A 12,633-nucleotide genomic window follows, 5' to 3' on the forward strand; every position below is an offset into this window, starting at 1 on the left:
GATCATGAGGTCCAGGGTTACCCCTGGCCAGAGGCTACTTCGTTGGAGATTTCTCCGGAATCCCAGAAAATCCGGCAGCCAGCGGCGGCGGGCTCGGGGGCCCGGTGGTCGTGGTGTGGATCAGCACCACGTCGTCACCCTTGGCGAACCGCTGCGCGCCGGAATTGCTGGGCGCCCGGGTGCGGTCAGGCGGCGGCGAACACCGGTGCGGAGCGACCGCGGCGCCGTCGGGCAGCAGCAATCCGGTGTCCTAGAACAGCACGATGCCGTTGCACAGCAGGCTCCATCCCTGGTCGGGGTAGGTCGAGACGACGTGGGCGGCGTCTCGGTCGGAGGCGCGGGCGCTGGGACAGGCGGGCTGATGCGGGCACGGGGGTCGAGCAGCAATGGAACGGCCAGTGGCGTTAGCGAGGCGTCGGAGCGGGGTTTATCGTCACTGGCCGTTCCGATCCGGGCGGAGCGTCGAATAGGCGGGCACCCTGTAACGGTTTGATTGCTGTGGGTGATCTTTCTGTCGGTTGGCCCTACTTTGCGGGCATGCCGGTGGAGTGCTTGACGGACGATGAGGCTGCCGCGTACGGGCGGTTCGCGGGGCCTCCATCGCGGGCGGATCTGGAGCGGGTGTTCTTTCTCGATGATGAGGGCCGGGTGCAGATCGCGCAGCGGGGCGGTCATCTCCCGGTCGGAGTTGCGGGCCGCGCTGGTGGTGGTCAACGAGCACGTGCTGCCGGCGGATGCCACCGACCCCGACGACTGGCGGGCCGAGCTGGTCGGCCGCTACCCCACGGTGTCGGGGTTGTTGAAGGTGCTGCCCGAGGTGATCGTCTTCGGCGCGAACGCCGAGGGAACGCCCGTTTTGGAGGCGACGAAGGCGCTACCGGGTGTGCTCGCCTATCGCAGTCGCCTGCCCGCTCCGCTGATCCCGGGCCGTCTCATCGATGCCGGCGTGGTGAACGGCCCGGGGAGGCGCCTGGTGTTCGGCCATCCGGTGCACGCTGATGCCTCGGTGAGCCGGCACGCCTACGCCTTGTGCGTGCTGGAGCGGTTCTGGCGGGCCCTCAAGCGCCGTGAGATCTACGCCGGCGCCTCCACCCGGTGGTGCAAACCCGCAGGCCGAGTTGCTGGACGGCGCGCGCTGGGAGGCGGTCCGCCCCGACGCCTTGACGGCGCTCAGCCTGCCCGCCGATCCCGACCGGTTGCTGGCCGAGCACGCCCGCACCCTGGATGCCGCTCTGCGGGAGGTCGGCGGGCGGCTGATCGCCAACCCCGATGTGCGGGTCGACGGATCAGGGAAGATCCACCTGAGTGGGGTCAAAGCGATCGAGGAGCCGCCGTCCCTGGTGGACCTGCGGGCTCGCACCAGCGCGATGCTGCCGCGCGTGGAGCTGCCCGAGGTGATCTTGGAGGTCATGGCGTGGGTGCCGCAGATGGCCGAGGCGTTCACCGCGGTGTCCGGCGGCCGGTCCCGGCTCAAAGACCTGCCGGTCTCGATCGTGGCCTGCCTGGCCGCGCACTCGCTGAACGTCGGCTACCGGCCGATCGCCAAGAAGGGCGTCGAGGCCCTGGAGCGCTCACGGCTATCGCACGTGTTCCAGAACTACGTCCGGCCCGAGACCCTCGGCCCGGCGAACGCGCCGCTGGTCGACGAGCAGGCCGATCTGCCGTTGGCCCAGGCGTGGGGCGGCGGCCTGGTCGCCGCGGTCGACGGGATGCGCTTCGTCGTCCCGGTCCCAGCCGCCTTCGCCCGCCCCAACCGCAAGTACTTCGGCTCCAAACGCGGCATGACCTGGCTGAACGCCGTGAACGACCGTGGCATGGGCCGCGGCGCGAAAATCGTGTCGGGCACCATCCGGGACTCTCTGCACATGATCGACGTCATCTTCGGCCTGGACGGCGGCGACCTGCCCGAGATCGTGGTGTCCGACACCGGCTCCTACAGCGACTTGGTCTTCGGGTTGCTGGAGCTGCTCGGTATCTCTTATCGGCCGGCCCTGGCCGATCTGCCCGACCAGAAGGGCTGGCGGATCAGCGGCTCCGCCGACTACGGGCCGCTGGGCACCTTCGCCCGGGGGAAGATCGACCTGGGCAAGATCCGCCGCAACTGGGAGGACATCCTGCGCGTGGTCGCCTCGCTCTACACCGGCACGGTGCGCGCCTACGATGTGGTCACCATGCTCCAGCGTGATGGTCACCCCGCCGCGCTCGGCGAGGCGATCGCCTCCTACGGCCGTAACTGCCTCACGCTCTGGAACACCGTCTACCTGGACGCTGCCGTGCGCCGGCTCAAGGCCCAGGGATATGCGGTCCGGACCGAGGACATGGCCCGGCTGTCGCCGTTCGTCCACTCCCACCTGGGCGTCCACGGCACCTACACCTTCGCCCTGCCCGACCTGGCCCCCGGCGCCATCCGCGACTTCCGCGATCCGGACGCCACCGAGGACGACGACATCTGGCCCATCGTGTCCGCGACGGAGATCGGGCCAAGGTGTGGCGGTAGCCGGATCGGCTCCACCCTTCCACGAGCCAGTTTCCCTCGGGCTACCGTTGCTCCGTATGACGCATGCCGAGATCGAGATCACCGCGGAGCTGGTCCGGGATCTGCTGCGCGACCAGCATCCCGACCTGGCCGATTACCCGGTGAAGCTTGGCGCGCGCGGCTAGGACAACCAGCTGTGGCGGCTCGGTGACGACCTCGCCGTCCGGCTGCCCTGGGCGACGGAGTCCGCGGACGCGCTGCTGGGCAAGGAGCACACCTGGCTGCCCGCCCTCGCCCCGTGCCTGCCGCTGCCGGTTCCCGTCCCGCAGCGCCTCGGTGTCCGGGTATGACCTCATCTGGCGAGTCCTCCGCTCTGTTTCCGCGGCCCTGGATCGTCACCACCTGGGTGCCGGGTGAGCCGGCCGACCGCGCCCCCGTCACCCGCGCCGCGCAGGCCGCCGACGTCCTGGCCGCTTTCCTGACGGCTTTGCACCGGCCCGCCCCTGCTGAGGCGCCCGCCGGTCGCTTCGGCCGCGGAGGGCCGCTGGCTGGCTGCTTCGAGGGGTTCGCCGACCAGCTCGCTGCGGCCACCGAGCTGGGGCTCATCCCCGACCCGGACGCTGTTCGCGCGGTCTGGGACGACGCCGCCGCCGCGCCCGGCTGGGCTGGCCCGGCGCTGTGGCTGCACGGCGACCTGCATCCGGCCAACGTCCTGACCGCGGGCGGAACCTTCTGCGGCGTGGTCGACTTCGGCGACCTGTGCACAGGCGATCCGGCCTGCGACCTCGCCGCCGCGTGGATTCTGCTGCCGGACGGCGCCGTCGACCGCTTCCATGACGCCTATCAGCCGGCCTCGGACGTCGCGACCCTGCGCCGCGCCCGCGGATGGGCGGTGGGCCGCGCGCAGCAGCTCGGCCGCGTCCCCGCCGGCCAGGGCGTAGACGACGGTGGAGCGGTCGCGATGCGCGCTGACCATGCCCGAACGGCGTAGCACGGCCAGATGCTGCGACAGCCCGGTCGGCTCGGCCTCTATGGCCGCCAGCAGATCCCGCACCGGCTTCGGCCCCTCTTGCAGCAGCTCCAGCACCCGGATCCGGACCGGGTGGCCCAGCAGCCGGAACAGCTCCGCCTTGGCCTCATACAACGGCACCGACATCACAGCCCGCTCCCCACGGCCGGATCAACCTCACCTGACCCGGCCTCCGGCGAGCTGAGCGTTATGCCGTGCGTGCGAGCCAGCCGCATCACGTGCTCCCATTCGGCTTCGGCCAACGCGAGCGCGTCGACGTCATCGCCATGGCGGGCCGTCTCCAACGCCGTGCTCGCCCGGCCTGCCCGTTCCCTGACCGCCGCAGCGAAAGACCCGCTCACAGCTCCCCTCTCCGTCGATCCAGTTCAGAGTCTGCACCCTGTTGTATTGGATTGCGCAAATTCGCAATTTGTGAAGTCGTGGATGAGAGTCGATCCGCCGCCCGCCGCGCGATGATGGCGCACACCCCGGCCAGCCTGCATCGGAGCGGTCATGCACGTGGAGATCGAGGTTCGTCGCTTCTCGCGGTAATCACCGTTGCCGGGCCCATCGACCACACCAGCGCTCCTCGACTGCTCACCTCCACCATGCGGGTAGAAGACCTGGCAGACCACCTGGCCAGCCCGGTGGTCCTGCCGCTGATGCAGTTGCATCAGCGGCAGACAGAGCAGTTTGGGGGCAGCGCACGCACCCGCCAACGACGCAGCCCCTCGGGCGGGACCTGTCGTTTTCCATCTGGCCGGCACGGCACGCTGACCCGGGAAAGCACAGGAAAGGTCGATCATGCAGGGCTGTCGTGATAGCTATGCAGCCACCGCGCTTCAAAGATCAATATAGCCTCTGACCTGCGGTTCGCCTCTTTGGAGCTTACTTGGCCTGCTCCCTCTGAGGGCTCGCTAACGCCACTGGCCGTTCCACTGCTGCTCAACCCCCGATTCCCGCGCAGCGGTCCATGGGTGGGTTGGGGGGCATTGCGAGGGGTAGACACAGCTCGGATCAACCGCGCTCTGGATCATGGGTGACGCGGTAAACCTGACCTCGCCCGGCCGGCCGGCGCCCACCGTGGCCAGCGCATTCGGCGGCGGCTCGGCGGTGTCACCGGCGGCATCGGGATCACAGTGGGGGGCCTGCCGGCCAGGCGGGTGACGCAGATCGATTCCCTGCTGGTGGCGCGAGGCATATGCAGAGGGGAATCCATGGAACTGACGGCCACGACAACCATTCGCAAACCCGTACCGGAAGTCTACGCGTTCTGGCGCGATCTGGAGAACCTGCCGACGTTCATGGCGCATCTCGAGGAGGTCCGCGGCACCGGTGACCGTAGGAGCCACTGGGTCGCCGGTGCCCCGTTCGGCAAGGACGTCGAGTGGGATGCGGAGATCGTCGACGAGGCGCCCGGTGAGAAGATCGTTTGGCGGTCGATCGGTGACGCCGACGTGCCGAACACCGGCACGGTCCGGTTCATGCCGGCCCCGGACGGTGTGAGCACCGAGGTGCAGGTGGTTTTGGTGTACGACATTCCGGGCGGCACGGTCGGCAAGGCGGTCGCCAAGTACTTCGGCGAGGAACCGCACCAGCAGCTCGACGACGACCTGCGCCGGCTCAAGCAGGTGCTGGAGACCGGCGAGGTGGTCCGATCCGACGGCGCCCCGTGGGGCAAGCGGGCCCGCAAGGAGTTCCCGCAGCGGCCGGCGCAACCGCTGTCGGACTCCGAGCTCGCGAAGGGAGCAGACGAGTGAGGGCGAACACCTGGGCGGGCCGCAACAAGGTCAAGGTCCGCGACGTGCCGGATCCGACGATCCTGAACAAGCGCGATGCCATCGTACGGATCACCTCCACCGCGATTTGCGGCTCGGACCTGCACCTGGTCGACGGATATGTGCCCACGATGCAGGACGGCGACGTCATGGGTCACGAGTTCATGGGGGAGGTGGTCGAGGTCGGCCCGGGCATCGATCCGGATCGGCTGCGCATCGGGGACCGGGTCGTCGTGCCGTTCCCGATCGCCTGCGGCGCGTGCGCCGCCTGTGCCGCCGAGCTGTACTCCTGCTGCGAGAACTCCAACCCCAACGCCGGAATCGCGGAGAAGATGTTCGGTCACCCGGTCGCCGGGATCTTCGGCTATTCGCATCTGACCGGCGGCTTCGCAGGCGGTCAGGCGCAGTACGCGCGGGTGCCCTTCGCCGACGTCGGTCCGCTGAAGATCGAGTCCGATCTGACCGACGAGCAGGTGCTGTTCCTGTCCGACATCCTGCCCACCGGCTACATGGGTGCCGAGATGTGCGACATCCAGTCCAGTGACGTGGTGGCGGTGTGGGGGGCCGGCCCGGTCGGCCAGTTCGCCATGGACAGCGCCCGGGTGCTCGGCGCCGCGAAGGTCATCGCCATAGACAAGGAGCCGTACCGGCTGCAGATGGCCGAACGGGCGGGCCACACGCCGGTGAACTTCGAGGAGGTCGACGTACGGTCCCGGCTGCTGGAACTGACCGGCGGCCGGGGACCGGACAAGTGCATCGACGCGGTCGGCCTCGAGGCCACCCACGGCAGCGCGCACATCGCCGCCTACGACCGGCTCAAGCAGGCCGTACGGTTGGAGACCGAGCGCCCGCACGCGCTGCGTCAAGCGATTCTGTCATGCCGCAGCGGCGGCGTGGTCTCGGTGATCGGCGTCTACGGAGGCCTGCTGGACAAGTTCCCCGCCGGCGCGTGGATGAACCGGTCACTGACCTTGCGTACCGGGCAATGCCACGTGCAGCGCTACATGAAGCCGCTGCTGCAGCGCATCGAGCGCGCAGAGCTCGATCCGACCCGGATCATCACCCACACGCTGCCGCTCGACGAGGCCGAACGCGGCTTCGAGCTGTTCAAGAACAAGCAGGACGACTGCGAGAAGGTCGTCCTCAAACCCTGACGGCCACCCGCATCGGGCCGCCGCGGCGAGCGTGGTGGCCCGATGCGGGTCCATCCGGCGGCGCTGGTCGGCAGTGTCCGCCCGGCGGCGCGGACGAGCCCCGCCCCGGAAGGGGTGAGGGCGAGGAAGCCTCACTGCCCACTCACCGTCTCTCACGCTTCCCCCCTGGCCGTCGCTCAGGCCGAGGTGGACGTTCGGGCGCGATCCGCTTCATGGGCTTGCCCATCACCATGCTGACGATGTCGGCGTCGTCGCTGGACATCGCGGCCCGGATCGACATGCCGCAGAGCGAGTCGGCGACGCGCTGCAGGTCCTCGACGCTGTATTCGTCGGCGCGCCAGCCGAGCGAGCGCGTGTGCTCGTTGAGCAGTCGCAGCTCGCCGGCCCGTCCCCGCACCGCTCCTGACCGGCCCTTGGCAGCGGCTGCTGTTCAAGGCTTTGCCGATCCCTGGCATTGCCTCGCGGCCCCACTGGCTAGGTGTCCCTCCGGAGCATGAGAGGGGATATCCATGGCGGACATGCCGTTCAGGTCGTTTTTCGGCGGGGACCCGTTCCGGGGATTCGAGGAGCTCACGGGCCGGGTGTTCGGCGGCGTGGAGGGCTGGCCGCCGTCCCGGCCCGGCGTCCAGCGGGTGGACGTCGGCCGGCTGCTCAGCGCCTCGGCCCGGGAGGCGCTGCAACGCGCCGTCGAGAGGGCCGGGCAGCGCGGTGCGCCCGATCTCGACGTGCTCGACCTCCTCGACGCCCTGATCGACACCGACGCCACCCGCTCGTTGCTGACCACCGCCGGCGTAGACACCGGCCGGCTGCGCGACCGCATCGACGATCTCGCCGGGCCGGGCGAGGCCACCGAGCCGCCCACCACGCTCTCACCGGCCGCCAAGCGCGCCGTCCTGGACTCCCAGCGCATCTCGCGCGCCCTCGGCTCTTCCTACATCGGGCCCGAGCACCTGCTGCTCGCGCTGGCCGCCAACCCCGACTCCGGCGCCGCCCGCCTGCTGCGCGAGCAGGGCGTCTCCGCCAGCGAGCTGCAGCAGGCCGTCCTGTCCGGCGCGGCGGCGCAGCGCGCCGGAGGCGACGCAGCCCGCCGCACGGGCGACACGCCCTCGCTCGACGAGTACGGCCGCGACCTCACCGAGGAGGCCCGCCAGGGCCGCATCGATCCGGTCGTCGGCCGCGAGGACGAGATCGAGCAGTCCATCGAGGTGCTCTCGCGCCGCACCAAGAACAACCCGTGCCTGATCGGCGAGCCCGGCGTCGGCAAGACCGCGATCGTCGAGGGCATCGCCCAGCGCATCATAAACGGCAGCGTCCCCGACACGCTGAAGGACCGGCGGGTCATCGCGCTCGACCTGACCGGCATGGTCGCCGGATCGAAGTACCGGGGCGAGTTCGAGGAGCGCATCAAGAAGGTCATCGACGAGGTCCGCGCACACGCCGACGAGATCATCGTCTTCATCGACGAGGTGCACACACTGGTCGGCGCCGGCTCGGCCGAGGGCGGCATGGACGCCGCCAACATCCTCAAGCCCGCCCTGGCCCGCGGCGAGCTGCACGTCATCGCCGCCACCACGATCGACGAGTACCGCAAGAACATCGAGAAGGACGCCGCGCTCGAACGCCGCTTCCAGCCGATCCTGATCCCCGAGCCCACCGTGGAGCAGACGGTCGAGATCCTGGCCGGGCTGCGCGACGCCTACGAGGCCCACCACCAGGTCCGCATCACCGACGAGGCCCTGGACGCCGCCGCCAACCTCTCGGCCCGCTACATCACCGACCGCTTCCTGCCCGACAAGGCCATCGACCTGATGGACCAGGCCGCCGCCCGCGTCCGGCTGCGCGCCCGCACACCTGGCAGCGACGTGCGCGAGCTGGAGGAACACCTGGAGTCGCTGCGCCGCGACAAGGACCAGGCCGTCTCCTCCGACGACTTCGATCGGGCCAAGGAGCTGACCGGCCAGATCGACAAGCTCCGCCCGGAGCTGGAGCGCGTCCGTCACGGCCGCGACACCGTCCCGCAGGTCATGGTGGAGGACATCGCCGAGGTCGTCTCGCGCCGCACCGGCATCCCCGTCACCCAGCTCACCGAGCAGGAGCGCGACCGGCTCATGCGGCTGGAGGAGCACCTGCACGAGCGGGTCATCGGCCAAGACGAGGCCGTCACCGCCATCGCCGAGGCCGTCCGCCGCGCCCGGGCGGGCCTGTCGGACCCGAACCGGCCCATCGGCAGCTTCCTGTTCCTCGGCCCGACCGGGGTCGGCAAGACGGAGCTGGCCAGGGCGCTGGCCGCGGCGTTGTTCGGCGGCGAAGACCACATGGTCCGCATCGACATGAGCGAGTTCCAGGAGCGGCACACGGTCTCGCGGCTCATCGGCGCGCCGCCCGGCTACGTCGGCTACGAGGAGGCGGGGCAGCTCACCGAGGCCGTCCGCCGCCGCCCGCACTGCGTGATCCTGCTCGACGAGATCGAGAAGGCCCACCCCGACGTGATGAACATCCTGCTGCAGATGCTCGACGACGGCCGTCTCACCGACGGCCAGGGCCGCACCGTCGACTTCACCAACGCCGTCGTCATCATGACCAGCAACATCGGCGCCGAGATCGTCCTGGAGGCCACCGGCGACGCCGCCGCGTTGGAGGAGCGGCTGATGGACCTGCTGCGCCGCTCACTGCGTCCCGAGCTGCTGAACCGCATCGACGAGACGATCATCTTCAAGCGTCTCGAACGCGATCAGCTCCGCCAGATCATCGACCTGCTGCTGGAGCGCACCCGGCAGCGGCTGCGCGGCCAGAACATCGCGCTGGAGGTCAGCGATGCCGCCAAGGACTGGCTCGCCCAGCGCGGCTACCAGCCGGAGTTCGGTGCCCGGCCGTTGCGCCGCACCGTCCAGCGCGAGCTGGACAACCGGCTGTCGGCCATGCTGCTCACCGGAGAGGTCACCGAGGGCGGCAAAGTCACGGTGGACGTCGATGACGGCGCACTCCGGCTCAGGGCACACAACCCCGAGCCGGCCGCCTGACGGCCGCTGGCTGCCGCGGGCTCCTCGGCCACGACGATCAGCGGACAGGCTGGCTCCCGCTTGAGGCTTCGCCTCAGCCAGGCATGAGAACACTCACCGCGCGGCCGGTACGGATGCGCGGCGAGGACGTCGCAGACCGCCGCAGGCACAACTTTTACCCCATGCCTCCCAGCGGATCGCTCGTACCGTCCTGCCCGCCAGGACCGCGAGAAGTCCCGAACGGCGATGATGCCGGCGCCATGAGCAGCGGACCTGGCATGGGATCAGATTCACGAGCCGAGAGCAGATGAGCGGTCATCGGCTGACGCTTGAACGGTTTGACGAGGTCGGGGCGGCGTGTGCGGGAATCACGCCTCCTTCTCCTCCCGCCAGCCGCCGGGTTCGGGATGGTAGCCGTAGGCGGCGGCCCGCACCGTGTCCTCGTCCTCCAGCCCGGAACCGATCGTGCCGCCGACGGTGGCCAGCGAGCTGATGATCCAGGCCAGCATCAGGTAGTCGGTGAAATCGACCGGCCGCTGCAGCTTCCGTTCCAGCACGGAGGTGTCGATCAGCAGCGCCGCGACGAGTGTCGTTGCGGCGAACAGCACCAGGTAGGACACCGCGGCGGCCAGGGCGAGGGTGAGGACCGTGCCCAGGTTGAACATCCGGGCCAGCTCAGCCGGTGTCTGCCGGCCCGGTTTCTCCCACAGGTCGTGCGCGATGATCAGCCAGGTCACCAGCGTGGCCAGGGCGAGAAGCATGATCACGGTGAGGCGGAGCCCGCCGAGCGCATCGCCCATCTCCCAGATGGCGCTGGTGGTGAGCGCGAACGCGGCCGTGGCGAAGGCGCCGGCCAGCAGTTTGGACAGGCCCAGCAGGGTGCGTCCCGGACGGTTGGCCCGGATCATTCCGGTCAGCAGCCGCACCCGGCCGGCCAGCCGCGAGGCGAGGTAGCCCACTTCCCCGGCATCGGCCCCGCCCACCACCCGGTGGATGGCGGCGACCTGGCCGGCCAGCTCGGCCGGTGCCCGGCCGACCGGCGGCACCCGCTCCTCGGAAGCGTCAGTGAGCAGCCGGCCCACCAGAGCCGGGACGGCCGCGCGGAGCGCTCGCAACTGGCGCAGTCCCAGCGCGGGCAAGGACACCATCGCCACTCGGCGCCGGGCGGAGGTCTGCGCCACCAGCGGTACCCGCTCGGTGTGCAGCGGCAGGTCGGTCAGGCAGATCGCGACGTCCCACCGGGCGTCGGCGCGCCGACGGGCGACATCGTCCAGCAGCGCCTCGACGCCGCCGTCGCGGCGCGGCGCCACCTCACCCCAGCCTGCCCGGACGGTCCACCGCACGTGCGGGTCCACCCGCTCGGCGAGCCGGTCGGCCAGCTCGGCGGCGAGCCGCGCGACCACCTGCGCCGGATAGTCCGGCGGGGTCGCCACGAGTCCGACGACGATCTCCGGCCGATGCTGCTCACTGATGGCCATGGGCGCTCCTCGCCGGTAGCCGGGCGAAATCCCGACAGTGACTACCCACCGTGGCGCGACACATGCGTTCTGTACCAGATCATGGTTGAACACCCTGGGCTCATCTTGAGGAGCCTTCACATCGCCCACTGATCGAAGCCGGCGGATGGGGAGCCGCCAGAATCCGCAGGCGAGGACGTGTGCCAGGTCTACCGTCGGACTGTTCCGAACCATCTGCTGTGTGACGGTTGGTACCCGTCCGGCCACTGAAGGCGTCCGGCTGTGGGTTCAGAGGGTTTTCCGGGGGTATCGGCCTGAGGGGCCGCCCGTGGGGAGGGCGGCATCTGCGACGGGGGATGATCATGAAGGCAGTGGTGTACGAGGGGCCGCGGCAGGTCAGTGTCAAGGAGGTGCCGGACGCGCGGATCGAGCGGCCGACCGACGTCCTGGTGCGGATCACCTCGGCGAACATCTGCGGCTCGGACCTGCACATGTACGAGGGCCGCACCGACTTCGAGCCCGGCCGCTGGTTCGGGCACGAGAACCTGGGTCAGGTGGTCGAGGTCGGCGCCGGAGTCGACAAGGTCCAGGTGGGCGACTGGGTCGTCCTGCCGTTCAACATCTCGTGCGGGCACTGCAAGAACTGCGAACGTCAGCTGACGAACTACTGCCTGACCGCCCAGCCGGAGCCGAAAATGGCCGGCGCCGCCTACGGCTTCGCCGACATGGGCCCCTACGGCGGCGGGCAGGCCGAGCTGTTGCGCGTGCCCTGGGGCGACTTCAACTGCCTGCGGCTGGGCGAGGACGCCGAGCAGCGCCAGAGCGACTACGTGATGCTCGCCGACATCTTCCCGACCGGCTACCACGCCACCGAGATGGCCGGCGTGCAGCCCGGCGACCAGACGGTCATCTACGGCGCGGGCCCGGTCGGGCTGATGGCCGCCCTCTCGGCGACCATCCGAGGAGCGAGCAAGGTGATGGTCGTCGACCGCCACCCCGACCGGCTGCGCCTGGCCGAATCGATCGGCGCGATCGCCATCGACGACTCCAAGGTCGACCCGGTACAGGTCGTGCTGGAGGAGACGATGGGGCTGGGCGCGGACAACGGCTGCGAGTGCGTCGGCTATCAGGCGCACGAGCCCGACGGCCAGGAGCAGCCCAACCTGACGATGAACCGGCTGGTCGCCTCGGTGCGCTTCACCGGGAAGATCGGCTGTGTCGGCGTCTTCGTGCCCCAGGACCCCGGAGCCGGCGACGAGCTGGCCAAGCAGGGCAAACTCGCCTTCGACTACGGCATGTTCTGGTTCAAGGGCCAGCACATCGGCAGCGGCCAGGCCCCGGTCAAGAAGTACAACCGGCAGCTGCGCGACCTGATCGCCGCGGGCAAGGCCGAACCGTCCTTCATCGTCAGCCATGAGCTGCCCCTCGACCGCGCGCCAGAGGCCTATGAGCACTTCGACAAGCGGGATGAGGGCTGGACGAAGGTCGTCCTGCACCCGGCGATGGCGGGGACGGGTGCCTGACATGGCCGCAGAGCTGAACGGACGCCGCATCGCCGTCCTCGCGGCCGACGGGGTGGAGTGAGTCGAGATGGAGCGGCCGCCACCAGCTGACCGGCCGCCGCCACCGCGGCGACCGCCCGACCGCCACGCCCGGCCGCTGCGCGAGCGCATCACAGCGCGCCGTGGCGACCTGACCTGGGCCCGCGCAACGTCCTGTGGAGGATGTCCCGCGGTTCGTGGAACTTGAAGGGCGGCCCC

At 70.0% G+C, this 12,633-nt stretch carries 9 protein-coding genes and 2 pseudogenes; 7 read left to right on the forward strand and 4 right to left on the reverse strand.

All coding sequences use genetic code 11. The annotated features are described in order from the left end of the window. Nucleotides 1-253 precede the first annotated feature (253 nt). Nucleotides 254-388, reverse strand: a pseudogene (locus Pta02_RS41665) (DUF5999 family protein); the annotation flags it as partial. A gap of 730 nt (nucleotides 389-1,118) precedes the next feature. Here Pta02_RS41665 and Pta02_RS37145 point away from each other — a divergent pair. Beyond that, nucleotides 1,119-2,687: a Tn3 family transposase gene (locus Pta02_RS37145; protein WP_203879713.1), complete on the forward strand. Its 1,569-nt coding sequence runs from the start codon at nucleotides 1,119-1,121 to the stop codon at nucleotides 2,685-2,687. A 135-nt stretch (nucleotides 2,688-2,822) separates the two neighbouring features. After that, entirely contained in the window at nucleotides 2,823-3,467 is a 645-nt protein-coding gene (locus tag Pta02_RS37150; RefSeq protein WP_239131526.1) for a phosphotransferase, read from the forward strand. Here Pta02_RS37150 and Pta02_RS37155 read toward each other — a convergent pair. Next, nucleotides 3,366-3,632 (reverse strand): annotated as a pseudogene (locus tag Pta02_RS37155) (ArsR/SmtB family transcription factor); the annotation flags it as partial. The gene Pta02_RS37150 and the pseudogene Pta02_RS37155 overlap by 102 nt on opposite strands. A gap of 293 nt (nucleotides 3,633-3,925) precedes the next feature. Between Pta02_RS37155 and Pta02_RS37160 the strand changes: the two are divergent. The 3 genes from Pta02_RS37160 (at nucleotide 3,926) to Pta02_RS37170 (ending at nucleotide 6,417) form a co-directional block, all read left to right on the forward strand. Next, entirely contained in the window at nucleotides 3,926-4,306 is a 381-nt protein-coding gene (locus Pta02_RS37160) for a hypothetical protein (RefSeq protein WP_203879714.1), read from the forward strand. Nucleotides 4,307-4,702: 396 nt separating this feature from the next. Continuing rightward, nucleotides 4,703-5,245: an SRPBCC family protein gene (locus Pta02_RS37165; RefSeq protein WP_203879715.1), complete on the forward strand. Its 543-nt coding sequence runs from the start codon at nucleotides 4,703-4,705 to the stop codon at nucleotides 5,243-5,245. After that, entirely contained in the window at nucleotides 5,242-6,417 is a 1,176-nt protein-coding gene (locus tag Pta02_RS37170) for a zinc-dependent alcohol dehydrogenase (RefSeq protein ID WP_203879716.1), read from the forward strand. Before Pta02_RS37165 ends, Pta02_RS37170 begins: the two co-directional genes overlap by 4 nt. A 142-nt stretch (nucleotides 6,418-6,559) precedes the next feature. Here the strand turns inward: Pta02_RS37170 and Pta02_RS37175 are convergent, their stop codons facing one another. Then, complete coding sequence (locus Pta02_RS37175) at nucleotides 6,560-6,814, reverse strand: hypothetical protein (protein WP_203879717.1); 255 nt, start codon at nucleotides 6,812-6,814, stop codon at nucleotides 6,560-6,562. Nucleotides 6,815-6,926: 112 nt separating this feature from the next. Between Pta02_RS37175 and Pta02_RS37180 the strand changes: the two genes are divergently transcribed. Then, on the forward strand, nucleotides 6,927-9,437 hold the full coding sequence (locus Pta02_RS37180; protein ID WP_203879718.1) for an ATP-dependent Clp protease ATP-binding subunit: 2,511 nt from the start codon (nucleotides 6,927-6,929) through the stop codon (nucleotides 9,435-9,437). A 347-nt stretch (nucleotides 9,438-9,784) separates the two neighbouring features. On the opposite strand, the gene Pta02_RS37185 is transcribed toward Pta02_RS37180, so the two are convergent. Next, the gene (locus tag Pta02_RS37185; protein ID WP_203879719.1) at nucleotides 9,785-10,894 is read right to left on the reverse strand and encodes a DUF2267 domain-containing protein; all 1,110 of its coding nucleotides are present in this window, start codon (nucleotides 10,892-10,894) and stop codon (nucleotides 9,785-9,787) included. A gap of 341 nt (nucleotides 10,895-11,235) precedes the next feature. On the opposite strand from Pta02_RS37185, the gene Pta02_RS37190 reads away from it, so the two are divergent. After that, entirely contained in the window at nucleotides 11,236-12,396 is a 1,161-nt protein-coding gene (locus Pta02_RS37190; RefSeq protein ID WP_203879720.1) for a glutathione-independent formaldehyde dehydrogenase, read from the forward strand. Nucleotides 12,397-12,633 lie beyond the last annotated feature (237 nt).

This window comes from Paraplanobispora takensis (genome assembly GCF_016863195.1).
Lineage (GTDB): Bacteria > Actinomycetota > Actinomycetes > Streptosporangiales > Streptosporangiaceae > Planobispora > Planobispora takensis.

Coding starts and splice junctions, on each gene's coding strand:
- Pta02_RS37165 (WP_203879715.1), top strand. CDS start 4,703: ATGGAACTGACGGCCACGACAACCATTCGCAAACCCGTACCGGAAGTC.
- Pta02_RS37180 (WP_203879718.1), top strand. CDS start 6,927: ATGGCGGACATGCCGTTCAGGTCGTTTTTCGGCGGGGACCCGTTCCGG.
- Pta02_RS37150 (WP_239131526.1), top strand. CDS start 2,823: ATGACCTCATCTGGCGAGTCCTCCGCTCTGTTTCCGCGGCCCTGGATC.
- Pta02_RS37190 (WP_203879720.1), top strand. CDS start 11,236: ATGAAGGCAGTGGTGTACGAGGGGCCGCGGCAGGTCAGTGTCAAGGAG.
- Pta02_RS37185 (WP_203879719.1), bottom strand. CDS start 10,894: ATGGCCATCAGTGAGCAGCATCGGCCGGAGATCGTCGTCGGACTCGTG.